Origin of the sequence: Schaedlerella arabinosiphila (assembly GCF_003885045.1) — a bacterium.
Taxonomy (GTDB): Bacteria; Bacillota; Clostridia; order Lachnospirales; family Lachnospiraceae; genus Schaedlerella; species Schaedlerella arabinosiphila.
Map to the genome: position 1 here is coordinate 627,342 of NZ_RHJS01000002.1, position 24,170 is coordinate 651,511.

Consider the following 24,170-nt stretch of genomic DNA (forward strand, 5'->3'; position numbering starts at 1 on the left):
AAAGGGCATCCCTTAATATATATTCCTGCAGCGCGGACAAACTTCGTCCGGTAAGTTGCGGTATAATAGCAAAATAGTTCGGCCGGACTAAAGACTGAGTGGGAACAAAAAGGACATGGGATAAAAAGAAAGGAATAAAAATATGGGAAAAGATAGTGGAACTATTGAAAATGCTCGAGAATTGGCACCCGCTAAACAATTATTATTAGGATTCCAGCATTTATTTACGATGTTTGGCAGTTCTGTCCTGGTTCCGCTTACAACAGGGCTTGATATTTCGGTAGTATTATTTATGAATGGACTGGGAACCCTGCTGTTCCACTTTATGACTAAGAAAAAAGTTCCCGTATTTCTGGGATCATCCTACGCATATATTACGCCTGTGATCACGGTTGCGGCAATGTATGCGGCAGATGGCCTTGCATACGCAAGGGGAGGTATTCTGATTGCCGGTGTCGTTTATATGCTGATGTCGCTTGTGGTCTGGAAGTTTGGCACGGATCGCATCAGCAAACTCTTTCCGCCAGTCATTACAGGATCCATGATTCTGGTGATCGGTTTGAATCTGGCACCCACAGCAATTTCCATGGCTTCGGAAAACTGGGCAATCGGTATAGTCGGACTATTGATCGTTATTATTTGCAACATCTATGGGAAAGGTTTTATTAAAGTGGTACCTGTTTTACTGGCATTATGTGCGGGTTATCTTGTATCTCTGGCTGCCGGGAATGTGGATTTGACACCGATCAGGGAAGCCGCATGGATAGGAATTCCAGCATTTGCAACACCGAAATTCAGCATTACGGCTATTTGCATGGTAACTCCGGTATGTATTGCCACGATGGTGGAACATTTTGGTGATGTGGCAGCGATCGGCGGTGTTGTACAAAAAGACTTTTATCAGGATCCAGGTGTAAACCGTACACTGTTTGCGGATGGGCTTGCGACATTTGCATCGACTTTAGGCGGTGGATGTGCATTGACAACTTATTCTGAAAATACAGGAGTTCTGGCATTAACAAAGGTATTTGATCCGTTTGTTATGCGGCTTGCGGCCGGATTTGCAATTGTGCTTTCCTTTTGCCCAAAGCTTGCGGCACTTCTTCGTACGGTTCCAAGCCCTCTGATCGGCGGCGTTTCCATCATACTGTTTGGATTAGTCGCGGGGACTGGCCTTAGGACATTGCATAAGGTTAATTTTAGTAACTCGAGAAATCAGATCCTTTTTGCGATTATAGCTATTTTGAGCCTTGGAAATGCGGCGTTGTCATTCTATATAGGCAATGTAAATGTTGCAATTGCAGGAATGCCGCTTTCAGCGATTATTGCAATTATAATCAATCAGATTTTGCCGAAGACAGGCGATGAATATTTCGAAGAACAGGAAGAAAATGCTTAAAGGAGGATGAAATGAAATACGATATTCTGATAAAAAATGCGAAAACAAGGAACCGGGATGAGCTGGTAGATATCGCTGTTCTCGATGGAAAGATTACGGCCATTGAAAAAAATATCACAGAGGAAGCGTCAAAGATCATTAACGCTTCCGGAAACCTGGTAACAGAATCTTTTGTAAACGGCCATCTTCATCTAGACAAGGTATATACGCTGCAAATGGCGGGGCAGGAGGCGCTGAAAGAATATAACGGCGCGAATATGGGTGGCGCCATGACAAGCATTGAGCGTGCTGCGGATTTTAAAGCGGCATATGACGAGTCGTGGATTATTGAAAATGTAAGAAAAGCCTGTAACCTGGCTGTGAAATATGGCAATACACACATCCGCGCGTTTGCTGATGTGGATTCGAAAGCAAAGCTGGAAGGCGTAAAAGCGCTTTTAAAGGCCCGTGAAGAATATAAGGATAAAGTAGAACTTCAGGTTGTTGCCTTCCCCCAGGATGGTGTGGCACGTGAACCAGGTGCCAGGGAATTGATCAAGGAAGCATTAGAACTGGGAGCTGATGTAGTCGGCGGTATCCCGTGGATTGAATTTACGAAAGAAGATGAGCAGGATCATGTAGATTCCATGTGTGCATATGCAAAGGAATATAATAAGCCGATTTCTATGCTTCTGGATGATGTAGGGGATGCGGAAGAACGTACGCTGGAGATGCTCTGCAAGAAATCCATTGAAATAGGATGGCAGGGGCGTGTGACGGCACAGCATTGCCGCGCGATGGAATTGTATCCGGAAAATTATTTCCGCAAGCTGGTGACATTATTGAAGCAGGCTGGTGTAGGTATTGTATCTGACCCGCAGACCGGACCGCTTGCCGCCAGGGTGAAGGACCTGCTTGAAGCAGGGGTGCCGGTTGCGCTGGGACAGGATGATATCCAGGATGCGTACTATCCATTTGGAGAATGCAATATGCTCCAGGTCGCGTTCCTTGCAAGCCACCTGTTGCGTATGGTCACATTTGACGATATGGAACTTCTCTATGATATGATTACTGTGAATGCTGCAAAAGTACTCGGCATCGAAGGCCATGAACTGAAAGTCGGAGGAAATGCGGATCTGGTCGTATTGGATCAAAAGGATGTGTATCACGCAATATGGTATCACAGGGCTCCGGTTTATGTAATTAAAAATGGAGAAGAGATTACGGAGAAATAATTAAAAAGAGTGATGACTAGGATTAGTCAGAATATGTGCCTCCTGTAAAAAGCTTTATCAGGAGGCACGCTATTTTCAAGAGGAGGAAGAGGACAATGGAAAAGAATCCATCAGAACGTAATTTGAATCCCATTGCCAAAATGGGAAATGTGCTTCTGAAATTTTCTTTAAAATATATGCCGGACGCAAGTATTTTTGCGGTGCTGCTGACAGTGACCGCCTTTATCGCAGGGGTAGCGCTGACCGACCAGGGGCCGATTGAAATGATCGGGAACTGGTATAAGGGGTTCTGGGAGCTGCTCGCCTTCGCGATGCAGATGTCACTGATCGTGGTAACAGGATCCGCAGTGGCAAATTCTCCGGCGGTAAAAAAGGGAATCAAGAGAATCGCATCCATTCCAAAGAGCGGAATGCAGGCAGTCTGGCTGGTAGCAGTGGCAGTCATCCTGGTATCTTATCTGCACTGGGGACTTTCACTGATCGTAGGGGCGCTGCTGGCGAAGGAAGTCGCGAAAAATCTGAAAAGAAAAAGCATTCCTTTCGAATATGGCCTGATCGTCGCGGCAGCTTATGTAGGGCAGATGACATGGCAGGGGACGCTTTCATCGTCCATTGGGCTCTCCATCGCGTCTCCGGGACATATTCTTGAGAAAGAAATGGGAATCATCCCGATGTCAGACTATATGGGGAATTTTGTGAACATCTTTGTGACGATCGCACTGCTGATCATCCCGCCGATCTTTGCCATGCTGATGCATCCGAAAAAGGACGGGATCTCACCTCTGGAGGAGGATGCGCTGAAAGCCATTGAGGAAGAGGATGCTGAAGCATTGAAGCGCCCGGAAAATCCTACGGTAGGGGATATCCTGAATTATTCTCCGATCATTTCCTATTCCATAGGCATCATGGGATGGGTCTATATCATTTACGCATTTGCCACAAAAGGATTTTCTGCGCTGGATATTAATCTTGTGAATTTTATTTTCCTGTTTACCGGAATGATCTTACATAAAAATATCGCGAACTATGTCCGCGCGGTCAGCGAAGCAGTCAGCGGCGCGGCGGGGATCATCTTCCAGTTTCCGCTGTATGCCGGAATCCAGGGGATCATTAAGTATTCCGGACTTGTCAATATCCTTTCATCTGCGATTGTGGCAATTTCCACGCCGAAGACATTTTACCTCTGGACATTTCTTACAGCGGCGATCATCAATATGTTTGTGCCGTCCGGAGGCGGTCAATGGACAGTCCAGGGACCCATTGCAATCGCGTCGGCAGAAATGATGGGGGCAGATGTGATCAAGACCTGTCTGATGGTCGGTTATGGAAATACATGGACGAATATGTTTCAGCCGTTCTGGGCAATTGCGCTGTTGGGCATTACGGGATTGAAGGCGAAGGATATCATGGGATATTCTACTGCCATTATGATATGCGGAGGAATCGTCTATATTATCGCAAGCTTCCTGCCGATGTATTTGTAAATCAGGACAGGACGAAAAAAAGAAATGGAGAAGGAAGAATATGAAAAAAAGAATTGTGATTGCGCTTGGCGGAAACGCTCTTGGGAAGACGGTTTCCGAACAGGCGGTTGTTGTAAAGGGTACGGTGAAGGTGATCGCGGATCTGATCAGAGACGGGCATGAGGTGATTATTTCACATGGAAACGGCCCCCAGGTAGGGATGATCCAAAAGGCATTGAGCGCGCTTCATGCACAGGATCCGGAAAATTATGAAATTTGTCCGTTATATGTCTGTGCGGCAATGAGTCAGGGATATATCGGATATGATCTGCAGAAGGCGTTAAAAAATGAATTGGTAAAAAGCGGAATTTCAAAAAGGATATCTACTCTTTTGACACAGGTGGAAGTGGATTCGAAAGATCCGGCTTTTGAGAATCCGACCAAGCCGATCGGCGCGTATGTTTCCGAAGAAGAGGCAAAAAGGCTCCGGCAAACACGGGGATTCGTATTCGCGGAAGACGCGGGCCGGGGCATCCGGCGTGTTGTTGCGTCACCGAAGCCTGTAAATATTCTTGAGATCGATACGATCAGGAGCATGCTTGATCAGGGAGAAATCGTCATTGCATGCGGAGGGGGAGGAATCCCGGTTGTAAAAAATGCAGAGGATGAATATGAAGGAATAGAAGCGATTATTGACAAAGATTTTGCTTCGGCGAAATTAGCCGAATTGATCCATGCGGATTATCTGATCATTCTGACCGCTGTGGAGAAGGTGGCGATCAACTATGGAAAGCCGGATCAGCAATGGCTGAGCAGGATGTCTGTGAAGGAAGCGGAAAGGTATATTGAAGAGGGGCAGTTTGCGCCTGGTTCCATGCTTCCGAAGGTAGAAGCCGCGATGCAGTTCGCAGGTTCAGGTCAGGGACGAAGGGCGCTGATCACATTATTGGAAAAGGCGAAGGAAGGGATCGAAGGAAAGACAGGGACGGAGATTGTATGTTGCTAAGTGCGCTTTAGCAATTGAATAAAGGCTTTACACTCATATCTTATTTTGGTACAATGAGAGTATCTCATAGATGATATTTTTATATTTAATAGAAGGGAGGCAATTAAATGACCGACAAACAATTACGATATATCAATAGATTAACTGTTTTTGTAAGAAAACTATTAAAACTTGTACCGCAAGAAAAAAGAGATGAACTTGAAAATGAATTTGATTCTATCCTTTTAGAAGTCACGGAACCAGGCGAAAATTAAACGAAAGTGTAAAGTCTTTATTGAACGATTAAAGACTTTACACTTTTTTTAACGCTTTTCAGAAGATGATTCAGTATGTCGATTTACAGCATTGCCGCTTTACGCTCAAAACCGGCAATGACTTTTCCTCTGCGGAGAATATAAGGGCGGGAGGCACGGATGCGGATTGCCTCATGTACGCTTGGAGCGTCAACAATATTTAAATCTGCGTCATTTCCGATTTGAATGCCGTATTTTGCATCCGGATCAAATGCACGGGCAGAACGGGAAGTAAGCATATCCCACATAATGCGTGCAGTTTCCGGTGTGTTGTACTGTGCGCAGTAGCATCCCACCAGACCATAATCCAATGGATCACCGGTTCCGTATAGATGAAAGCCGTCGCAAATGGTATCCTGTGCCGTTATCACATTGATCCCCATGTCAACCATTTCGCGGATCCGTGTAACACCACGTGTACGCGGTTCCTGGTCGATTCCCATGATTGCCATCGTCTGTGTATTGGCACAGATATTGACATCCGCATTCTTCAGCATTTTCATGACTTTAATAGCATGAGATTGGTTTTGATATGTGATCGATGTACAATGACCGCCTGTTACACGTCCCTGCCAGCCTCGTTCCATTGTTTTCCATGCCGTATATTCCAGTGAGCGGTCAAACATATCTTTTGACTGGTCAATGTGCATGTCGATCAGGGCATGATATTTTTCCGCCATATCAAATACAAAATCAACATGTGCGCGGGCATGCTCATCAAGCAGTTCCGCAGCAGGCATTCCGCCGACAACATCACAGCCCATTTCCATAGCTTCTTCCATCAGCTTGTCTGTACCCGGATCGCAGTAGATGCCTTCCTGAGGGAACGCGACCAGCTGGAGATCACAGATGTCTTTCGTCGCCTCCTTTGCGAGCAGTAACCCTTTTACCGCGTTCAGATTTGGATCAAGCATACTGATATCAATATTAGAACGCAGTTTTGTTGTCCCATACATGACACAGTCACGAATCGCTCGTTCTGCGCGGCGCGCGACATCCTCGGGTGTATATTTGCGGATCCGCTCATGCATCACAAAGATCGCGTCCTCCAGAGTCTCTTCCGTACTGGAGATCCAGTTCTCTTTGCCAAAGCTCTGACGTCCCTGCTCGTAGGAGGTATATGCTTTGTCAAAATGCATATGGGTATTGACAAAGGTGGGGCATGCCATCATACTGTTGGCTTCGATGACTTTCGTTCCGTCAGAAGCGGTTATGTTTTCAGAAATTTCCTTATATTTCCCATTTTCGTCAATCAAAATATCGGCAATGGTTCCGGTTCCGTTTATATTTGCTTTTTTAATAAGTAGCATTTTTAATCCTCCTGAAAATTATTTTTTTTTAAATCTTATTTTGAGATCAATCATTCTGGTTCCAATGTATCCGCATCAGGAATGCGTTAGCTTTCCTGCTCTTCTTTGTTTTTCAGCATGTGATTCAGAAGCAGGTTTAATACGATACCCACTACAACTGATAAAAAAGTAGGGGAAGTCACGAGCATGTTGATGAATGACGGTAATCCGGAGGCCCACTCAGAAAATGTAGAAGCGCAGTGATAAGGAAGCATGACTGCGATCGACAGAGTAGATCCGGCAATTACGGTATTTTTTAAAGTGCGTTCATCTGATACGATCGTATCGATACCAGAGAACATGATCGTTGCGGCTGTGATCAAGAACACGGATCCGATTACAGAACGCGGAATTCCTGACAGGATATATGCTAATTTGGGGCATACACTGTATAATAGAAAGAAAACAGCAGCAACCATTGTTACAATGCGTGAGCAAACACCTGTTGCGGAGATAATGCCAATATTTTGAGTGTAAGAAGTACAGGGAAGACCGCCGAAAAATGCAGTAGCGGCGCATCCGAAGCCTTCCGCCATGATACCCCGGTCAATGTGTTTAACCTGGAATTTCTCATTGCAGGCGCTGCAGGTAGCTGCGTAATCACCCACAGATTCAAACATGGACCCGATGAAACCGGCAAATACTCCGATAAACGCAAGCGGCAAAAACTCGATCATTGCGCCGGGCTGTCCTTCCAGACCTGTAAAAGGAAACAGCTTTGGCATGGAAAACCAGGGAGCAGCGGCAACAGCGTCCCAGTTAAATGCTCCTGTGACAGTACCGCCGAATACGCCTACAACAATAACTGTGATCAGAATAAACCCCTGGGAAAGGATTCCTTTACATTTAAATTTTAAGATCAGAGCCAAAATGAATGCGATCAGGGCCAGGATCAGAAACTTTGGAGTTTGGTTGGATAATGTCCATTGGATCGCGATTCTCGCTGCCACAAAGCCGATGGATGTCACAACAGAGCCGATGACAACCGGCGGGAGAAATTTTCTGATCTTACTCATGATCCGGCTTAAGCCCAAAAACCCTTCTACCAATCCGCCGATGATCACAGCACCCCAGATTGCAGGCAGACCATATACCGACGCGGCAGATCCCATGGATGCGGCCAGAGCAGAGGAAGGTCCCTGCACGATCGGCAGACGGTTTCCGATGGTTGCCTGCAGCAAAGTACAGAACCCCATGCATAAGAATGATGCGCTGATCATGGTGGGCAGAACGGAAGTACCGTCTAATCCAGCCAGGGAAACAAAAAGTGATGCCCATATGAAAGGTGTAAAATCTACAAGGGTAATCTGCAGAGCAAAGTACGCGGTTTTCCACCATGGCCTGGGGACATCTTCGATTCCATAGGATATCTCAATATTTGATTTTGTTTCAATATTAAATACTAATTCTTCCGGATTATACATCATGCAGTCTCACCTCCTTAAAAAATTCATACATCATAATGCCCGTCCTTTGGTTCATAAAGTACCTCCTCCTTTTTAAATCGAATGTTTAAATATTGGTTGTTTTATATTATAATTGTCAGATTTTTTGAATTCTATATGAAGGGTTCACAAATTCTTTTAGTGCAATTTTGTGAAAATGATAATGGAGATTTTGAAAAAAATGTAATAATTCAACAAAAAAGCAGGAGCTTTTTTCGCTTCTGCTTTTTCAGGTCTTTCTATTCTGTTTGTAACGATTCAGCAATATTTTAATTTATATCACTTTTTTTCACCTAAATCTTTATACAGGCTTAATGCCAGTTCCAGCCGGAAACGGTCTTCATAATGATTGATATTCAGATTTGTAATTTCAATAATATTTTTCAAACGATAGGTGATGGTATTATAATGTGTATACATATCCTTAGATACCTGCCGCAGGTTTCCCATATTTTTAAGATAACATTCCAGTGTACGAAGTAATTCCGCGTTTTTTGTCCTGTCATATTCGATCAGCCTGCCGAGAGTCTCCTGGACAAACATATCTATTTCATGATTTGGATTATCTGCGCAGATCAGTCTGAGAACATCCAATTCATCAAAACATGTGAAAGACCGTTTACAATTTTGGGCTGCTCTCAGGGCGATACGCGCTTCACGGTCACTTTGAGCCAGACCGGTTATTCCGGTATGAGGGCGGCCGCAGCCGGCGGTAATATTTAAAGTTCCATAATGATTGGCTACGCTATTGGAAAATAAGGTGCACAGCCTGTTTAAATCTGAAAGATTCCTGTTTTCACCAGGAGCGCTTAGTAAGACAATATGCTCTCCGGTGTCCTTGATCGTACGAATGGAAAATCCATATCCTTCAAAGTAACTCCGCATATTATTGAACAACAAACTGTGTTGAATATCGGCTACATAGCTATTGGCACTTTTCTGGCTGGATACCCGCATACGTATGATGACATGGGCTTCTTCCGCAAGAATACCAAGCTCAGCAGCTCTGGATAACTCTGTTTGTTCGTCCAGAATCTGATCGGACAGCAAATGAAAAACATAATTTGTGAAATCATCTTTCCGAAAAGCCTGCTTTTGCTGCTCACGGGTGATCTCGAGCGGTACGACATGCTGGATCTGGTACAATATTCGGGGCTCTGGATTTACTTCAAAGACTGAAGAATACAAATAAAGATATCCAAAAGAATGATCCCCGCTTTTTAATTCGTACATTTGTGCCTTTTCAGCAAAAAAATCCGAAGTCTTTTCGGCAGAAAGATCAGCAAAAAAATCCAGATCTTCTGGACAAATATGAAAAGCCTGCCGGGTATTTATGGTGTCAAGAATCATGACACTGTTATTCATGAGCGCGGAAATCATACAGACGATATCTTCCAAAGCAGCGCCTTCAATAATCGTACTGGTGAGCATTTTATTTGCTGTCAGTGCTTCTTCGAGACGAATGGTCTGACGTCTCAAAAGTTCATCGGAAATGGCTTTTGTTAAGGATGAAAATTGTACGCCTTTTGGCAGTTCAATTAAGGGGATGCCCAGCATATCCGCCTGTGTGATCATAATGTCCGGTATTTTTTTCAGATATGGATAAGGTTTGATAAAAATTGCGGACATTCCGCTGTCAGAAACATTTAATACAAATTTGTCCAGTGCTTGTATATCATTATGAATTGCGTGACAGGCGGTTACAATGATCTCATTTTTTGAAAGCCACAGATAGTAATCAGGAGTGTCACTCAGATTGATCCCCAAAACACGTAAATCAAGCCCCTTATAGCCGGCAAGAAGCGTATGTCCTTCAAAAGCGGGTAATTCTAATAGTTCAGCAACTGTTGGATAAAAAGAATGATCAACAGAACCTTCCATCGTTCTCCCTCCCTTAGAATCATGGAATGCAGGATACCCGGAACAGATGAAAAAAGTTTCGGGCATTCCACTGCATTTGTTATTAAATTTAGTATAAAGCAGGAACAACCTGTTCTGCAAGAGGGAAATAAGGAGGTTGCTTATCATATTTGCGTTATTTTGGTAAAAGTTATATGGATTTGCGGAAATGGTATATGCTGACTCCATAGGTTGACGTATGACTGTGAAAATGTCATAAAAATGAGCTCCCTCTTTTGTGTGGATTCACTAAAAAAATGGAACTTAGGAACAATATATTGACAAGATTTTACATCGAAATTATAATGAAGCTAAATTGGTTCTACCACTGAACCTCAGAACCAATATAAACTCTAAAAGGTATGAAAAGTGACTGTCTGACGGTATCCTGTATTCGCTGTTTGATCTGCGGTAAGAGACAGGCAGCCATGATTCCGAGAGCCTATCAAAAAGAAAAGGAGGAATGGATTATGTCCGAAACTGAAAATCAAGATCTGCTTGCCATGACGCATCTGGGGGAGGAGCCGTCCAAGTACATGAAGTCTGTGACACCGCCGATTTTTATGAACTCACTTCATGTATTTGACACGGTGGATGAATATTTTTCCGTGGACATCTTCAAGGATGAATATTACTACGGGCGTGCATCGAATCCTACGGTTGCGATTCTGGAGAAGAAGCTGGCGGCGCTGGAGCACGGCGTCAGGGCGGTTGCATTTTCCGCGGGGATGGCTGCATGTACGGCGGCGATCATGGCAGTCTGCAAGATGGGAAGCCATATCATCTGCCTGAAAGAAAGCTATGGTCCGGTGCAGCATCTGCTGGATGATTTCCTGATCGAAAAGATGAATGTGTCGGTGTCCTATGTCCGTGGGACAAAGCTGGAGGATTTCGAAGAGGCAATCCGCCCGGAGACGGATCTGATCATTTTGGAGAGCCCGTCTACCCTGCTGTTTTCCGTCATTGACCTGGAGGGGGTCGCAAAACTGGCGAAGGAGCACGGGATCAAGACGTATATTGACAATACATATTCCACGCCGGTATTCCAGAAACCGCTGGATATGGGAATCGACATTGTCATGCATACCATGACGAAATACATCGGCGGGCACAGCGACCTGTCCGGAGGGGTACTGATCTCCAGGGACGAGGAGCTGATGAGGGGGCTGATGATCCAGAGGGACCGGTTCGGAAGTATCCTGGGGCCGATGGAGGGATGGCTTGCAATCCGCGGCCTGCGTACATTGGATGTGAGGATCAGGAGACATTATGAAACCGGGATGCAGGTTGCGGAGTATCTGGAAAAGCATCCGAAGGTGAAAAAAGTGTATTACACGGGGCTGAAATCCCATCCCCAGTATGAGCTTGCGAGAAAACAGCAGAAGGGCGAGTGCGGGCTGATGAGCCTGGAGATTGACGGGGATGAGAAAGCGACGGCCAGATTTGTGGACGCCCTGAACATATTTGAGCGGGGCTGTTCCTGGGGCGGATTCGAGAGTCTTGCGATTGCGTATACTTACAACTGGACCCAGGAGCAGCAGGACTTCCTGGGAGTCAACCGGAGCATTGTAAGGCTTCACTGCGGCCTGGAGGGCGCTCAAAATCTGATCGAAGACTTAAAGCAGGCATTGGAAAAGGTATGATGGAGGTGGATTATGGAAGAGAATAAAATCGAAAAGACAATCAAAACGCCGAGTCTGGGACTGGCAGTCCTGCCGCTGATTTTTATGTTTGTGGTACTGTTTACGGGACTGATTATTTTTAAAGTAGATATCAAGGTACTTTTGCTGCTCTGCGCGGCATTTACAATCGTGCTCTGCATGTATCTGGGGCATACCTGGAAGGATGTGGAAAATGAGATTGTTGATAAACTGGCAAAAGCATTTCCGGCGATCATGATCCTGATCACGGTTGGACTGATGATCGGCGCATGGATCGTGAGCGGCACCATTCCGTTTCTGGTTTATATCGGCCTGCAGATCATCAACCCAAGGTTTATCATTGTGACCTCCTTCCTCGTAACCGTGATCCTGTCTGTCAGCACAGGGACATCCTGGGGCGCGGCGGGAACGGTGGGAGCGGCTTTGATGAGCGTGGCGGCGGGAATGGGCGCTCCCCTTCCGGCCGTAGCAGGCGCGATCGTGGCCGGCGCTTATTTCGGGGATAAGATGTCGCCCCTTTCCGACAGCACCAACATGTCCGCCATCGCCACCAACACAAACCTGTACAAGCACATCGGGCATATGTTCTATACCACGGTGCCTGGATTTATTGTAAGCTGCGCGGTTTATATCATTGCCGGGATTTCCTTTGCCAGCAGCGGCGCGATCGGGCAGGTGGATGAGATTATCAAAACACTGTCACAGCTGTTCAATCTGAGCATGCCTGTGGGGCTGCTGCTTCTGGTGCCGCCGGTAATCGTCATTTACGGTTCCTTAAAAAAGAAGCCCACGATTCCGGTTATGTTCATCTCTTCCGCGGTTGCAGTCCTGATCGCCATGTTTGTTCAGGGATTTTCTTTTGAAACCTGTGCAGCCAGCATGGTGGGCGGATTCAAGATGGAGATGTTTGTGAATCCGACTGTGGATTTGGAAAATATCGTGAAAGAGGTTCCGAACCTCTTGCAGCGCGGCGGTATGTCTTCCATGATGAATACGGCGCTGATGGCGTTCTGTGCCTTTGGATTTATCGGGGCGCTGACAATCGCAGGCTGTCTGGACGTGATCCTTTCCCAGATCATGAAGCACATCCACAGCACCGGGCAGCTTATTACGGTCACAGCGATCCTCGGCGTGATCATCATTACCGTGATCGGAGAGGCTTCGGTTACATTCCTGATGATCGGGGGCTTATTCAAGGATGAATACATTAAGCGGGGATTGGAGACCAAAAATCTGTCCCGTACACTGGAAGACAGCATTACGGTGGTGGAGCCGCTGGTACCCTGGTCACTGGCAGGGGTGTACATGACCTCCACCCTGGGAGTGCCGACCGCACAGTACGCGCCCTGGGCATGCCTCTGCTATACAGGCGTTATCTTCGCGATCATCTGGGGATTTACAGGATTTGGGATTGCGAAGATCAAAAAAGGCGGAGACAATTACGACGATTATGTAGAGCTTACGGGAACGGAACTGTGAGAAACAAAAGAAAAAGCATTTCCTGAAAGCAGACAGCGATTCAGAACAGCGGACAAGAGATACGTCTGCTGTTCTGAATCATTTTTATAGGAAATTTCGTCTCTTATCAGAGAAAATCCCTGCGGCATACCGGCTTCAGGGCGTACCGCCGTCTTCTGAGATCAGAGAAAATCCATGGGTATTGATGGCGTCAATCGCGCGCAGGGCGGCTTCCGTATCCTGCCGTATGATCGCTTCGGCCAGCTTTAGATGTTCCGGTACTGTGAAAAGCCATACGGAATTATTTTCGCTGGCGGCGCTCTCCCTCCGGATAAACCGGTCGTCGCGGATCTTATCGATCAACTGATGAATGACAGAATTGCCGCCCATCTCATAGAGCTTGGTGTGAAACCCATGATCCAGGGTATGGCTGTAAATATGATTCTGGTATTCCTCCTGCATGTCCATTGCCAGGGAAAGGAGCTCCTGCTTTTGCTTTGGCGTACCGCGCACCATGGCGTTCAGTATGGTCTTGTGCTCCAGGGTATCCTGAAGCTCCTGCAGTTCTTTTGCGGTGAAATCCGTGAGCCGGACGGACAGAACGCTTTTTCCATTGTCAGGAGTATTGATAAAAACGCCGCTTCCTGTCTTTACATAGATCAGTCCGCGGTCTTCCAAGATCCGCAGCGCCTCCCGGACAGAATTGCGGCTTGTCTGGAGCATGGCCGCCATATCGCGTTCGGAAGGGAGCTTGTCCCCGGGCTGTAGGTTGTTCATTCGGATATAATTATAAATCGAGTCGGAAATTTTCAGATATAGGGAATCTTTTTCAACGGGTTTCAACTTGATTTCTCTTTCTTCCATAGTGGGCCTCCTTTTTTTGGAGCGCCGGATCATATTCTCACGCAGTCGGCGGGAGGAAAAAACGCCGCAGACAGTTTTTTTCGTATGAGAGCCGGCATCCATACCTGATTATACGGAAAAGAATGACAGACGTCAAGTTTTCGCTGTTGTGAGGGGAATGGCTTGCTAATTTTGATTACTAATGCTAGTATAAGATTATAAGAAAATTTTTCTGGATGATTAGAGGTGATGGCAGGTGACAGATATTCTTGAAGCAGTGAACATTCAGTGGCATCCGGGCTTTTATGGTGCGGCAGAATTGGAATTTTTATCAAACAAAGGTGATCTTGAATTTCAGAGGGAATTTAATCTGAGTAAAGAGCCCATCCGGATGGATCTGCTCATCATCAAGAAGCTTGCGGATGTTCGGATAGAGAATGAACTTGGACATATTTTTAAAAAATATAATGTCGCTGAATTTAAAAGTCCGGACGATGCTCTCTCCATAGACGACTATTACAAAACAGTAGGCTATGCCTGTCTTTATAAAGGATTAGGAGAAACCGTAGACCAGATTCCGGCGAACGAACTGACCATCTCCATCTTCCGGGAAAGCTATCCAAGGGAAATGTTTGAAGTGATGAAGAATCTAGGAATGGAGATTAAAGAGCAATATCCGGGAATATATTATATAAGTGGAAAACAGGTCTTGTTTGATACACAGATCGTGGTGACAAAACAGCTTGATAAAGAAAATCATCGTACATTACGTGTTCTTTCAAAACGTGTGAAAGAAGAGGATGTCCGGGCATTTGTTGAAAAAGCTGCGCAGATATCCGAACCAGGAGATAGAAACAATGTAGATGCAGTCCTACAGGTCAGCGTTTCTGCAAATAAGGAGATTTATGAGGCAATCAGGAGGTGTGATAAAGTTATGTGTGAAGCATTGAGAGAACTTATGAAGGAAGACTTAGAACAAAGGGAGCAGGAAACATTGCTTAAAGCAATTAGGAATCTGATGGAAACAATGAAATGTAGTGCAGAGCAGGCAATGGTGGCACTGAAAATTCCAGATGCTGACAGGGGAAAGTATATTGCAAAATTGTAAAAAAATCCGGATTCAGTTTATATATTCAGAATACTTATCAGAAGATAGAATGAAAATGGAGATTATAACAAGCACAATTGCCTGCAGCGTCCCCAAAAGCCTATACAGGGCATCTACCCAAGTCATCCCGTCATCTTTTACGATTAGCCCCCGCAGAAGCAGGCGGTTCAAATAAAAGGAAAAGGTTTCCGAGTACACAGAATCCTTGTTGATTTTTAATGTACTGATTGCAGTCTATAATGTCAGCATAAAATGTCCCTCCTACTTAAAAATAATAAAGTGCCCTGCTTAAGTTTGACGTTAGATTGTCAGAAAGCAGAGAGAAGCAATGGTTACATGTCACACCCCGACCAATCACCACGCTGATTGGTCGGGAGGATGCACATAAAAGCTGGTATTCAGGCCGCCCATTGCCGAAGGCAATTTTAAATGGCGGCCTGAGTTACAGGGCACGCCTGGTCAAGGTGTGACCTGTAACAGCAATGCTGTTGTGAGCAGCAACCAACAAAATATCAATAGACTTCCCCCCGCCGCCTGTGTTATACTGTCATAAAAACAGACAGGGGAGTGCCAAGAGACCATGTACCGGATTCTTATCATTTACATAGCTGCGCTCAGCATACTGACATGGGCCCTGTTCGGAATCGACAAGTGGAAGGCTGTCCGCGGGAAATGGCGGATCAGGGAATCGACCCTGCTGGGCCTCTCGCTCATCGGCGGGGCGGCGGGCGGTCTGGCCGGTATGTACCTGTTCCGGCATAAGATCCGGAAAAGCCGTTTCCGGATCGGAGTGCCCCTGATGCTGATTGCACAGGCAGTTCTTTTATGTGTATTAGTTAAGGTAAAATGAAAATCAGGAGAAAAGAGTGCAAAAATCGACAGTTCATTTTTGCACTCTTTCCGTATATTTCGATCCCGTAATCCAAAAGAACAATTTTTTGATCCGTTTGGGATAAGCAGTATCAAGAGAAAAAAACGCACCGGCCATATAATGGAAGAAAATGAAGAAGGAAGGAAAAAGACATGGAGAAGAAAAAAGTGGTTGGCTTTTCTTTTGGAAGGAAAATGTCCAATACGGAGGTTATGATCAAGGAAGCGCTGCTTGTCTGTGAAAAGGCGGGCATGGAGATCCAGTTTCTGCGCTGCGACGACCTGAATATTCACATCTGCACGGGCTGCTGCTCCTGCGTGGCGGGATTGATGATGGGGAAAGGCCGGGGGCACTGCATCCATAAGGATGATGATTTTCATATCATCGAGGAGGCGTTGATGTCCGCGGACGGGGTGATCGTCGGATCGCCGACCTATGAATTTGCGCCCACAGGCAATTTTAAAGTTGTATGCGACCGGATCGGGCCGGCACATGACAAGACATTTAGGGGGCCGGCCATCGAACAGGGGATCGCACAGGGAAAAGCTCCCGAAAGCTATCCGGACCCGAGAAGTACAAAGCCGCGTGTCGGCGCGCTGATCACGGTGGGAGGCGCAAGGACCGAGAACTGGCTGTCATTGTCCCTGCCGAACATGTATGAATTTACATTTCCCATGGGGATCGACGTGGTTGACAAGTACAAATATTTTGGAGCCATGAACATAGACCATGTGCTGGGCAGGCCCGACGTGATGGAGAGAATGGCAAAGCTGGGACAGAACATCGTGGACGCCCTGCAGGCAGAGACAGAAGAGGAGCGCACCCGCTACCGCGGAGACGACAAGGGAGTCTGCCCGGTCTGCCACGAGAGCATCCTGACCGTCGGCTACGGCGGCAATAAAGTAGAGTGCCCGGTGTGCGGAATCGAAGGAACACTGGAGCTTGTAAACGGGGAAATCCAGGTGACATTTTCCGAAGAGCAGCAGAACCGTTCCAGGCTGCGCGACGCCGGAAAGTGGGAGCATTCCAACGAAATCCGAGACGGCGCCATGACCCAGAAAAAGGTGGAGAATTTAAAAGAACTGAAAATGAAATATCTGGGTGTGGGAGAAGCGTAACAAATAAGGAGCGGCAGTAATATAAAGTATTTTCCAACTGTGCGGTTGCGATCCAACCGCATAGCCGGAGTGTTTTTTTAGGGAGAAGAGCAGATGCGGTATGAGATCATCAGATGCCAGTTTTCCACAAAGAAGGAGCAGGGGATGCACCTCCATCAGGATATCGAGATCCTCTATGTGCTGGACGGTTCGCTGGCGATTGAGTATGAGGAGGAAGCCTATTTTCTCGGAACCGACCAGTTCATGCTGATCAATTCCAATGTGCGTCATGGGTATCATGCCGTGCCGGACTGCGGGGAGAACCCGGGCAGCGGGAAAGCGGATGAAATCCTGCTGGGGAGCCTGCTGATAGACAATAAAGTGCTGACGGAGATGTTTGGGGGAGAGCAACAGTTTTTTTGGTGCAATTCTGCCCAGGAGCAGTCGGAGAGCTACGAAAAAATGCGCTATTTCATCCGGCAGGTATTCAACTATTACCAGACCACGGAAGGCCAGGGGATCGCGCTCAAAAACAGCGTTTATTATCAGCTTATCTACCTGATCACGACGGATTTTATCGTGAAAAAGGGGATGAGGAAATTTGAATCCCTGCGAGGAATCCGGGACGAGCGGATGAATGAGATCCTCAGCTATCTGATGATGAACTACCGGGAGCCGATCACCTTGAAGGAACTGGCGGACCGCCTGTTTTTGTCTCATACATACCTGTCCAAATACATCAAAAACAATTTTGGGATGAGTTTTTTAAAGCTTCTGAACAATATCCGGCTGGATCATGCAGTGAGCGACCTGCTGTACACGGATAAGACCATACTCAAGATCGCCATGGACAGCGGTTTCCCAAACCAGGCCGGGCTGAACCATGCGTTCCGGGAATGCTATCATACCACGCCGGCAGAATACCGGGAGCAGATGGCGGAAAAGCTGGACCGGGGAGAGCAGGAGGACAGCAGCCAGGTCAGGGAAAAGGTCGAACAGTATCTGACCTCCAACCTGGTCAGGACTTCGGAGGCTGCGGATTCCATCGTACAGGAAATGGAGATCGACACAACCCAAAAAGAGGAGATAAAACGGAGCTGGTGCCGGATCATCAATGTGGGCGCGGCATCGGACCTGCTGCGTTTCGATGTCAGGGAACAGCTCCGCTACATCAAGGAACAGCTTCATTTTGAATATGTACGGTTCTGGGACATTCTCACCGACGAGGTGATGATTGAGCTGAAGGAAAAAAACTCCCGGTACAATTTCAAGCTCATTGACCAGATCTTTGATTTTTTGATGGAAATCGGCGTGAAGCCGCATGTGGAGCTGGGATTTAAAGGGAAGGACTTTTTCGTGGAAAAGGTGGGGCTCAAGATGCTCAGCCAGAATATGGAAAATCAGATCATGCTGCTGGAGAAAAACAGGGTGCTTCTGGAGGAACTGATCCGCCACCTGACAAAACGCTATGGAATCAGCACCGTGGAGCAGTGGTATTTTGAACTGGAGCAGAATGCGGTTGTCCAGAAACGGGTGCCCATCGGCCATTACTTTGAAGCCTTCGACGCCATCGCGGAGATTTTCCGAAATTACGTCCCCAATGTGAAACTGGGAGGGGCGGGGTTTTGTATGAACTATGTGGGGGAGGAGCTGCCCGGGATCATTGCGGAGTGGGCCAAAAGAAAGCACCATCCGGATTTTATTTCCATCTATTCCTACCCTTATCTGGTAAAGGAACATCTGCTGGACGCGGGAAGGAATCCCTACGCTCCGGACGAGGATTATCTGTATCACCAGATACGGGCCGCGAAGCAGGTGATCCGGGAGGCCGGGTTTGAGATTCCGGAATTTTTCGTGACGGAGTGGAGCTCCACCCTTTCCAACCGGAACTGCCTCAACGACGGCTGCTTTAAAAGCGCCTATATTATGAAAAATCTGATTCAGAATTACAATGAAGCGGATGCCATCGCATACTGGGTCGCCACCGACATTTTTGCCGAAAGGATTGACACGGATCATCTCCTGTTCGGCGGCTGCGGGCTGCTCAGCAGGGACGGAATCCGCAAACCGGCCTTTTTCGCATTCAGCCATCTGAACCACATGGAACACTATTTTCTGGGAAAAAGCAGGAACGCCATCGTATCCGGCGACGGAAAGGGACTTTTTTACATATGCTGCCACAATTACAAGCATTTTAATTTCCGGTACTACTCCCAGGACGAGAACCAGATTGAGGTTGAGCAGCAGCCACGCCTGTTTACGGATCATGAGGCCATCCAGATGAGTTTTAAGCTGCACCCGGTCAACAATGGGATATATCAGGTGAAGGTCTATTCGGTGAACCAGGAAAATGGAAATGTGCAGGACGCATGGAGGAAACTGGCCTACTTCAACGCCCTTTCCGTGATCGAGATCCAATATCTGCAGACCGCCTGCCAGCCGGCGCTTACCATCCACAAGGCGGAGGCGTATGACCATACGCTGGTGGTGGAAACACGCCTGGCGGCCCAGGAGATCCAGGGAATCGTGATCGCGGAGCTGTGACGTCGGCGGACCACGGGCCGGTGAGGGCAAAAAACGAATATTATATTTTAACCTTTGCCCATGGAAAATGGAATTTCAGGCGGCAAAGGTTATTTTTATAGGAAGAAAAGCGTAAAATCCGACAGGTTTTCTGCCTGCGGATTTATTACAATACAGGTAAGGATCGAGGACGGCAGCGGGGAGTATGCGCGGCAGATGAGGGGCGCGGCCTGCTGTACCGGACTGTGAATAGTCATATAAAAAGAGAGGAGCAGGAAAAATGAAATTGACAGAACAGCAGAAGAACCGGGTGGAGGATTTGTTGTCCAGGATGACCCTGGAGGAAAAGATCGGGCAGATGAACTTGGAATCGCCGTCAATTGTTGGCGGGTTTGATGTTCCCTTCGAGGAATTGATTGAGATGATGACAGACGGAAGGATTTCCCAGGAGGAATTTCAGAAGATCATGTCCACGGCCACCCGGGATTTTCATGAGGAAGATATCCGTGCCGGGCTGGTTGGGGCCATGATGGGGGATGATCCGGTGAAGGCCAACGAGCTGCAGAAAATCGCGGTGGAGGAGAGCCGGCTTGGAATCCCGCTGATCATGGGATTTGACGTGATCCACGGGCTGCGCACCGTGTATCCCATCGCCATCGCGGAGGCGGGCACATTTGACGAAGAACTGTTTGAGCGTACCGCCGGGATCGCTGCAAAGGAATCCAGGGCCCACGGGATCGGATGGAATTTTGCCCCCATGATCGACGTGGCGAGGGACTGCCGCTGGGGGCGGGTGTCGGAAGGCCCGGGGGAGGATGCGTACCTGGCGTCCCGATTTGCAAGGGCCAAGATCCGGGGATTGCAGAATGACCGGACTTCTTCGGAAAACTACGTGGCGGCTTGCTTAAAGCATTATGTGGCATACAGTGCCTGCGAATCCGGGAGGGATTACAACACCACCAGCATGTCCATTTCTCAATTGCACAATGTGTATCTTCCTCCTTTTAAAGCGGCGGTGGAGGAGGGCGCGGCAAGCGCCATGGCGTCCTTCAACGACCTGAACGGCGTGCCCTGTACAGTGAATCCCTATACCCTCCGGGAACTCTTAAAGGGAGCATACGGGATGGACGGCTTTGTAGTCAGCGACGCCAACGGGATCAAGGAATGTGTGACCCATGGGATCGCAGAGGACGACAGGGACGCGGGGATCCAGTCGGCCAATGCGGGGCTGGACATGGACATGGGTACCCATATTTACAAGGATTATCTGAAAGAAGCAGTTGAAAGCGGCGCGGTTTCCATGGAGGTATTGGATGACGCGGTGCGCAGGATCCTTTCCGTGAAAATGTGGCTGGGCCTGTTTGAGAACCCTTATGTACCGGAGGCGTCCATCGCCGGGTACGCGGGAAAAATTCCGGAACAGCATGCGGAGGTGGCTCTGGAAGCGGCGAAAAAATCCATCGTCCTTCTGAAAAACGAGGGAAATGTGCTTCCGCTCTCGAAAAAGCAGAAGATCAGTCTGGTGGGGACCCTGGCGGCCAGCGAGGAGGAGATCATCGGAGCCTGGGCCATGAGCTGGAGGAATGAGGACTGTGTGTCCATCCTGGAAGGGCTGAAAAACAGCGGGGCAGATGTAAGCTATTATCCCTGCGGCGGGCCTGAGGGGGAGATCAATCCGGACGAGATCGCGAAAGCCTGCGGCGAAGGGGATGTGGTCGTTGCGGTCGTGGGAGAGCTGGTGAGCATGTCGGGAGAGGCATCCTCCAAGGCCAATGTGGAGCTTCCGGGAAAACAGCGGGAAATGCTTTCCCTTCTGCTGGAAAAGACCCGTGCAGCAGGAAAGAAGCTGGTGACTGTGCTGATGAACGGACGTCCCCTGGCCCTGGGCTGGGAGGAGGAACATCTTCCGGTTCTGGTGGAGGCATGGCATCTGGGCGTGCAGATGGGAAATGCGGTGGCGGCGGTGCTGACAGGCGAGGAGAACCCCAGCGGGAAGCTGGCTTCCTCCTTCCCTTCCGTGAACGGCCAGTGCCCCATCTACTACAGCCACCCCAATACCGGAAGGCCGGGAAGCAAGAGCAAGTTTACGTCCCGTTACCTGGACGCGCCCTTTGACGCCCTGTTCCCCTTTGGTTACGGGCTGAGCTATACCACATTTGCATATTCAGAACTGAAGTCGGAGGAGGACAAGGACTGTCTCCGTGTGTCTGTCCGGGTAAAAAATACAGGGGACAGAAAGGGAACCGAGGTGGTTCAGCTCTATATGCAGGACGTGACGGCAAGCCTGGTGCGCCCGGTGAAGGAGCTCAAAGGGTTTTCCAGGGTAGAGCTGGAAGCCGGGGAAGAGCGGACGGTGAACCTGGAACTGAAGAAGCAGGATATGGGATTTTATAACAACCAGGGAGAATATGTGCTGGAGGACGGGCTGTTCCGGATCTATGCGGGAGGAAATTCCAGAGACTGCCTGTGTGCGGAAATCCGGGTGAACTTTTAGAACGTGTATGGGACAGAAGGCGGGCCGGGGGCCTGCCGCTTCCCGCAGTGAAGATTAGAGAACGAGGAGGAATCACCAATGCAGAAGAAATTAACCAATCCGATCATACCGGGATTTTATCCGGACCCGTCCATCTGCCGGGTGGGGGAGGACTATTATCTGGCGTGCTCCAGCTTTGAGCTTTGCCCCGGCGTGCCGGTCTTTCACAGCCGGGATCTGGCACACTGGGAGCAGATCTGCTATGCCATGACCCCGGAAAATGGATTTCACATGGAGCGGAACAGCGGCGTGGGAGGCGTCATGGCCCCGACGCTTCGCTGCCATGACGGGCTGTTTTACATCATCAATGCCAATTTCAGCGACAGGGGAAATTATATCGTGACGGCGGAAAATCCAGCCGGCCCGTGGTCTGAGCCCCATTGGCTGGATGACGTTCCGGGAATCGACGCGTCCCTCTTTTTTGACGACGACGGACAGGCGTATATCCTGGGCACCGGGGACGTGTGGGACAACGGAACCGGCGTCAAGGAGCGGGGGATCTGGCTTGCAAAATACGATGTGGAGCATTTCCGTATGCTGGGCGAGCCGGTGACGATCTTCAACAGTGCCCTCCGGGTGGGGGCTTCTCCGGAGTCGCCCCACCTGTACCATGTGGGGGACTATTATTATCTGATCATTGCGGAAGGCGGGACGGAGCATTATCATGCGGTGATGGCGGCAAGGAGCAGGGAGCTGTTCGGATTTTATGAGGGCAATCCGGCAAACCCGGTGATGACCCACCGGCACATGGGCTTTCAGAGCCCGATTATCAACGTGGGCCACGCGGATCTGGTGGAGCTGCCGGACGGAAGCTGGTATGCGGTGCTGCTGGCTTCCCGGCTGATCGAGGGGAAATGCAAGAACCTGGGAAGGGAGACGTTTATCTGCCCTGTGGTGTGGGAGCGGGGCTGGCCACTGTTTAGTCCTGAAACCGGGAAGATAGAGTGGGAATATGACGCGCCCCTCTGCCTGGTTCGGGATGGGGCAGATGGTTTGGAAGGCAGCGGGGATGCGGCCACAGCCGTAGCCGGGCCGTGGATGGATGGAAACCGGGAGGAAGGCGCAGCTGGAACGCCGGACGAACCAGGCGGTGACGCCGGAAGCGGGCAGAGCGGGTTCGGTTTGGTCCGGGAGGAGTTTGACAGCGAAACGCTGGATTTCTGCTGGTCGTTCTGGGGAAGGCCGTACCATGATTTCTATAAGATTGCGGATTCTGCGCTATATCTGAAATGCATCCGTCAGTCTTTGGCAGAGGAGCTGCGCCCTATGACGTTTGACATGGAAAAATCAGAGGCATATGAGACTGCATTTCTGGCGTGCCGCCAGTGCAGCATCCATACGACCGTCACCTGCCAGATGAAATTCCTGCCGACAGGGCAGGAAAGCGCCGGCCTAGCGGTGGTGCAGGCCATGAACCATCAGTACCATCTGGAACGGGCAAAAAGTCAGGGCAGACAGGTGCTGCGGCTCATGCTGTACACCGCAGACTACAACGTGCCTCCCTATTTCCCGGGGTTTGCGAGTACGACCTGTGAGCAGGTGATCGCGGAAACGCCGTGGGAGGCAGAGGAGATCGTGCTTCGGCTGGAAATCCGGGGAGAGCGGTTCAGGGTCTGCTTCGGGGAGACGAGGGACGAGCTCCGGGAGCTCTGCGTTGCGGACGGGGAGCTGATCAATCCGGAAAAGGTGGGATGTATGACAGGCACTATGATCGGGATGTATGCAACCGGCAATGGGGAGGACTGCGAAAACTGGGCGGAATTTGGATGGTTTGAGATGGAATAGGTTTGCGTCCCGGCCATGCGCGCCGCTGCAGGGCGCGGGTCGGGACAGTAGTATCGGGGCTGGATTCCAGCCCCATTTTGCAGCGCATTTTGCCCATTTGATAAATGGGGTGCAATCCGACAACGCATTTGCATTGCAGTAAATCGTACGCAAATGAGCTGTCGGATTGCAGCCGCACAGTTGAAAAAATTTATCAGTGTATCTTGTCTCAGCGTCTATTGAC

General features: G+C 48.6%; 18 protein-coding genes. 14 read left to right on the forward strand and 4 right to left on the reverse strand.

Annotation, left to right across the window (positions count from 1 at the left end; all coding sequences use genetic code 11):
• Positions 1-142 precede the first annotated feature (142 nt).
• The 5 genes from EBB54_RS03445 (at position 143) to EBB54_RS30040 (ending at position 5,336) form a co-directional block, all read left to right on the forward strand.
• Complete coding sequence (locus EBB54_RS03445) at positions 143-1,399, forward strand: uracil-xanthine permease family protein (RefSeq protein ID WP_125126364.1); 1,257 nt, start codon at positions 143-145, stop codon at positions 1,397-1,399.
• Positions 1,400-1,410: 11 nt separating this feature from the next.
• Positions 1,411-2,613, forward strand: a complete 1,203-nt coding sequence (locus EBB54_RS03450; RefSeq protein ID WP_125126365.1) for an amidohydrolase family protein — start codon at positions 1,411-1,413, stop codon at positions 2,611-2,613.
• Positions 2,614-2,708: 95 nt separating this feature from the next.
• Positions 2,709-4,097, forward strand: a complete 1,389-nt coding sequence (locus tag EBB54_RS03455) for a short-chain fatty acid transporter (protein ID WP_125126366.1) — start codon at positions 2,709-2,711, stop codon at positions 4,095-4,097.
• A 40-nt stretch (positions 4,098-4,137) separates the two neighbouring features.
• The gene (gene arcC / locus EBB54_RS03460; protein WP_125126367.1) at positions 4,138-5,082 is read left to right on the forward strand and encodes a carbamate kinase; all 945 of its coding nucleotides are present in this window, start codon (positions 4,138-4,140) and stop codon (positions 5,080-5,082) included.
• Between the two features lie 107 nt (positions 5,083-5,189).
• A complete protein-coding gene (locus EBB54_RS30040; RefSeq protein WP_154677767.1) occupies positions 5,190-5,336 on the forward strand; it encodes a hypothetical protein in 147 nt (48 codons plus the stop codon).
• Between the two features lie 83 nt (positions 5,337-5,419).
• On the opposite strand, the gene EBB54_RS03465 is transcribed toward EBB54_RS30040, so the two are convergent.
• The 3 genes from EBB54_RS03465 to EBB54_RS03475 form a co-directional block, all read right to left on the reverse strand.
• Positions 5,420-6,685: an amidohydrolase family protein gene (locus EBB54_RS03465; protein ID WP_125126368.1), complete on the reverse strand. Its 1,266-nt coding sequence runs from the start codon at positions 6,683-6,685 to the stop codon at positions 5,420-5,422.
• Positions 6,686-6,771: 86 nt separating this feature from the next.
• Positions 6,772-8,151 carry a uracil-xanthine permease family protein gene (locus EBB54_RS03470; protein WP_243127500.1) on the reverse strand — a complete coding sequence of 460 codons (1,380 nt, stop codon included), beginning with the start codon at positions 8,149-8,151 and terminating at the stop codon, positions 6,772-6,774.
• A 297-nt stretch (positions 8,152-8,448) separates the two neighbouring features.
• Positions 8,449-10,050 (reverse strand): PucR family transcriptional regulator, encoded by a 1,602-nt coding sequence (locus EBB54_RS03475; RefSeq protein WP_162307071.1) that lies wholly within the window; start codon positions 10,048-10,050, stop codon positions 8,449-8,451.
• Between the two features lie 488 nt (positions 10,051-10,538).
• On the opposite strand from EBB54_RS03475, the gene EBB54_RS03480 reads away from it, so the two are divergent.
• Both EBB54_RS03480 and nhaC read left to right on the forward strand, forming a co-directional pair.
• On the forward strand, positions 10,539-11,711 hold the full coding sequence (locus tag EBB54_RS03480; RefSeq protein WP_125126370.1) for a trans-sulfuration enzyme family protein: 1,173 nt from the start codon (positions 10,539-10,541) through the stop codon (positions 11,709-11,711).
• 12 nt (positions 11,712-11,723) lie between these two features.
• Positions 11,724-13,208 (forward strand): Na+/H+ antiporter NhaC, encoded by a 1,485-nt coding sequence (gene nhaC, locus EBB54_RS03485; RefSeq protein WP_125126371.1) that lies wholly within the window; start codon positions 11,724-11,726, stop codon positions 13,206-13,208.
• A gap of 135 nt (positions 13,209-13,343) precedes the next feature.
• Here the strand turns inward: nhaC and EBB54_RS03490 are convergent, their stop codons facing one another.
• Positions 13,344-14,051 carry a FadR/GntR family transcriptional regulator gene (locus EBB54_RS03490; RefSeq protein ID WP_125126372.1) on the reverse strand — a complete coding sequence of 236 codons (708 nt, stop codon included), beginning with the start codon at positions 14,049-14,051 and terminating at the stop codon, positions 13,344-13,346.
• 235 nt (positions 14,052-14,286) lie between these two features.
• Here EBB54_RS03490 and EBB54_RS03495 point away from each other — a divergent pair, with 235 nt between their 5' ends.
• From EBB54_RS03495 to EBB54_RS03525, 7 genes are all read left to right on the forward strand, one after another.
• Positions 14,287-15,138, forward strand: a complete 852-nt coding sequence (locus EBB54_RS03495; RefSeq protein WP_125126373.1) for a hypothetical protein — start codon at positions 14,287-14,289, stop codon at positions 15,136-15,138.
• A gap of 580 nt (positions 15,139-15,718) precedes the next feature.
• The gene (locus tag EBB54_RS03505) at positions 15,719-15,988 is read left to right on the forward strand and encodes a DUF1294 domain-containing protein (RefSeq protein ID WP_125126374.1); all 270 of its coding nucleotides are present in this window, start codon (positions 15,719-15,721) and stop codon (positions 15,986-15,988) included.
• Positions 15,989-16,161: 173 nt separating this feature from the next.
• Positions 16,162-17,127 carry a flavodoxin family protein gene (locus tag EBB54_RS03510; RefSeq protein ID WP_125126375.1) on the forward strand — a complete coding sequence of 322 codons (966 nt, stop codon included), beginning with the start codon at positions 16,162-16,164 and terminating at the stop codon, positions 17,125-17,127.
• Positions 17,128-17,220: 93 nt separating this feature from the next.
• Positions 17,221-19,650, forward strand: a complete 2,430-nt coding sequence (locus EBB54_RS03515) for a GH39 family glycosyl hydrolase (RefSeq protein WP_125126376.1) — start codon at positions 17,221-17,223, stop codon at positions 19,648-19,650.
• A gap of 60 nt (positions 19,651-19,710) precedes the next feature.
• Positions 19,711-19,878, forward strand: a complete 168-nt coding sequence (locus EBB54_RS30045; RefSeq protein WP_154677768.1) for a hypothetical protein — start codon at positions 19,711-19,713, stop codon at positions 19,876-19,878.
• 31 nt (positions 19,879-19,909) lie between these two features.
• A complete protein-coding gene (locus EBB54_RS03520) occupies positions 19,910-22,123 on the forward strand; it encodes a glycoside hydrolase family 3 N-terminal domain-containing protein (RefSeq protein ID WP_125126377.1) in 2,214 nt (737 codons plus the stop codon).
• A 78-nt stretch (positions 22,124-22,201) separates the two neighbouring features.
• Entirely contained in the window at positions 22,202-23,947 is a 1,746-nt protein-coding gene (locus tag EBB54_RS03525; protein WP_125126378.1) for a glycoside hydrolase family 43 protein, read from the forward strand.
• Positions 23,948-24,170: the final 223 nt, after the last annotated feature.

What these genes read in the sequence shown, in the direction of transcription:
- EBB54_RS03445 (WP_125126364.1), top strand. Translation starts at nt 143, where the DNA reads ATGGGAAAAGATAGTGGAACTATTGAAAATGCTCGAGAATTGGCACCC.
- EBB54_RS03450 (WP_125126365.1), top strand. Translation starts at nt 1,411, where the DNA reads ATGAAATACGATATTCTGATAAAAAATGCGAAAACAAGGAACCGGGAT.
- EBB54_RS03455 (WP_125126366.1), top strand. Translation starts at nt 2,709, where the DNA reads ATGGAAAAGAATCCATCAGAACGTAATTTGAATCCCATTGCCAAAATG.
- arcC (WP_125126367.1), top strand. Translation starts at nt 4,138, where the DNA reads ATGAAAAAAAGAATTGTGATTGCGCTTGGCGGAAACGCTCTTGGGAAG.
- EBB54_RS30040 (WP_154677767.1), top strand. Translation starts at nt 5,190, where the DNA reads ATGACCGACAAACAATTACGATATATCAATAGATTAACTGTTTTTGTA.
- EBB54_RS03465 (WP_125126368.1), bottom strand. Translation starts at nt 6,685, where the DNA reads ATGCTACTTATTAAAAAAGCAAATATAAACGGAACCGGAACCATTGCC.
- EBB54_RS03470 (WP_243127500.1), bottom strand. Translation starts at nt 8,151, where the DNA reads ATGATGTATAATCCGGAAGAATTAGTATTTAATATTGAAACAAAATCA.
- EBB54_RS03475 (WP_162307071.1), bottom strand. Translation starts at nt 10,050, where the DNA reads ATGGAAGGTTCTGTTGATCATTCTTTTTATCCAACAGTTGCTGAACTA.
- EBB54_RS03480 (WP_125126370.1), top strand. Translation starts at nt 10,539, where the DNA reads ATGTCCGAAACTGAAAATCAAGATCTGCTTGCCATGACGCATCTGGGG.
- nhaC (WP_125126371.1), top strand. Translation starts at nt 11,724, where the DNA reads ATGGAAGAGAATAAAATCGAAAAGACAATCAAAACGCCGAGTCTGGGA.
- EBB54_RS03490 (WP_125126372.1), bottom strand. Translation starts at nt 14,051, where the DNA reads ATGGAAGAAAGAGAAATCAAGTTGAAACCCGTTGAAAAAGATTCCCTA.
- EBB54_RS03505 (WP_125126374.1), top strand. Translation starts at nt 15,719, where the DNA reads ATGTACCGGATTCTTATCATTTACATAGCTGCGCTCAGCATACTGACA.
- EBB54_RS03510 (WP_125126375.1), top strand. Translation starts at nt 16,162, where the DNA reads ATGGAGAAGAAAAAAGTGGTTGGCTTTTCTTTTGGAAGGAAAATGTCC.
- EBB54_RS03515 (WP_125126376.1), top strand. Translation starts at nt 17,221, where the DNA reads ATGCGGTATGAGATCATCAGATGCCAGTTTTCCACAAAGAAGGAGCAG.
- EBB54_RS30045 (WP_154677768.1), top strand. Translation starts at nt 19,711, where the DNA reads ATGGAAAATGGAATTTCAGGCGGCAAAGGTTATTTTTATAGGAAGAAA.
- EBB54_RS03520 (WP_125126377.1), top strand. Translation starts at nt 19,910, where the DNA reads ATGAAATTGACAGAACAGCAGAAGAACCGGGTGGAGGATTTGTTGTCC.
- EBB54_RS03525 (WP_125126378.1), top strand. Translation starts at nt 22,202, where the DNA reads ATGCAGAAGAAATTAACCAATCCGATCATACCGGGATTTTATCCGGAC.